Here is a 1,569-nt window from a genome sequence, read left to right on the forward strand (position 1 = left end):
AGCATTGGTCGACCGCATCCAGGCTGCGCGCACCGACGGCACGCGCTTCATCATCATCAATCCGGCCGCCTACACCCACACCAGTGTCGCCATCCGTGACGCGCTGGCGGCTGTGGCCCTGCCCTTCATCGAAGTTCATTTGTCGAACATCCACCGCCGCGAAGCCTTCCGCCACCACAGCTATATGAGTGAGCTGGYGGTGGGCGTCATCTGCGGCCTCGGCGCCAACGGCTACCGCCTTGCGCTGCGCCACGCCCTTGAATCGTTGGAAGCTGGCGCCTGACCTCCGGTCTCGCGCCGCTTTTTCTCTTCCCCCACAACAACAACACCGCCTGGAGCCAAGATGGACCTTCGCAAGCTCAAAACCCTGATCGACCTGGTTTCGGAATCCAATATTTCCGAACTGGAAATCACCGAGGCCGACGGCAAGGTCCGCATCGTCAAGGCTGACCCGGCCGCCGCCGTGGCCATGCAGCCGGTCTACGCCGCCGCTCCCGTCGCCCATGCACCGGCCCAGGTCGCCATGCCCGCCGCCGCAGCGGCCCCGGCCGCCGCGCCGGTCGAGACCGGCCATATCGTCAAGTCGCCGATGGTCGGCACCTTCTACCGTGCGTCCAGCCCCAACGCCAAGCCGTTTGCCGACGTTGGCCAGCAGGTCAAGGAAGGCGAAGCCATCTGCATCATCGAGGCCATGAAGATCATGAATGAGATCGAAGCCGACAAGAGCGGCACGATCACCAAGGTCATGTGCGAGAACGGCCAGGCCGTAGAGTTCGGACAACCGCTGTTCGTGATCGAGTGAGGCCACTCGATGTTTAAGAAGGTCCTTATTGCGAATCGCGGAGAGATCGCTCTGCGCATTCAACGAGCGTGCCGAGAACTCGGCATCAAGTCCGTCGTCGTCTATTCAGAAGCCGATCGCGACGCCAAATATGTGCGGCTCGCCGACGAGGCCGTCTGCATTGGCCCGGCGCCCTCGGCCCAGAGCTACCTCAGCATGCCGGCCATCATTGCGACGGCCGAGGTGACGGACGCTGAAGCCATCCACCCCGGGTACGGCTTCCTCAGCGAGAACGCCGACTTCGCCGAGCGCGTCGAGCGCAGCGGCTTTACCTTCATCGGCCCGACGCCYGAGKCCATCSRCCTGATGGGMGACAAGGTCTCGGCCAAGCAGGCCATGATCCGCGCCGGCGTGCCCTGCGTGCCCGGCTCCGAGGGCGCCCTGCCCGAGGACCCGAAGGAGATCATCAAGATCGCCCGATCGGTGGGCTACCCCGTCATCATCAAGGCGGCCGGCGGCGGCGGCGGGCGCGGCATGCGCGTCGTGCACACCGAGGCGGCTCTGGTGCACGCGGTGCAGACGACACGCGCCGAAGCGGGTGCGGCCTTCGGCAACCCCGAGGTCTACATGGAGAAGTTCCTGGAGAACCCACGCCATGTGGAGATCCAGATCCTCGCTGACACCTTCAAGAACGCCGTCTGGCTGGGTGAGCGCGACTGCTCCATGCAGCGCCGCCACCAAAAGATCATCGAGGAAGCGCCGGCACCCGGCATCCCGCGTCGCAACAT

General features: G+C 64.9%; 3 protein-coding genes. All 3 read left to right on the forward strand.

What is annotated here, in order from left to right; all coding sequences use genetic code 11:
• Nucleotides 1-283: type II 3-dehydroquinate dehydratase (locus AC1DU6_RS30585; RefSeq protein ID WP_477861845.1), on the forward strand; the 283-nt coding region annotated here is incomplete at its 5' end.
• Between the two features lie 60 nt (nucleotides 284-343).
• Nucleotides 344-802 carry an acetyl-CoA carboxylase biotin carboxyl carrier protein gene (gene accB, locus AC1DU6_RS30590; protein WP_056203557.1) on the forward strand — a complete coding sequence of 153 codons (459 nt, stop codon included), beginning with the start codon at nucleotides 344-346 and terminating at the stop codon, nucleotides 800-802.
• Between the two features lie 9 nt (nucleotides 803-811).
• The coding region (locus AC1DU6_RS30595; RefSeq protein ID WP_477861848.1) for an ATP-binding protein at nucleotides 812-1,569 on the forward strand (758 nt) is incomplete at its 3' end.

This window comes from Roseateles sp. P5_B10, assembly GCF_056400485.1.

What these genes read in the sequence shown, in the direction of transcription:
- accB (WP_056203557.1), top strand. Translation starts at nt 344, where the DNA reads ATGGACCTTCGCAAGCTCAAAACCCTGATCGACCTGGTTTCGGAATCC.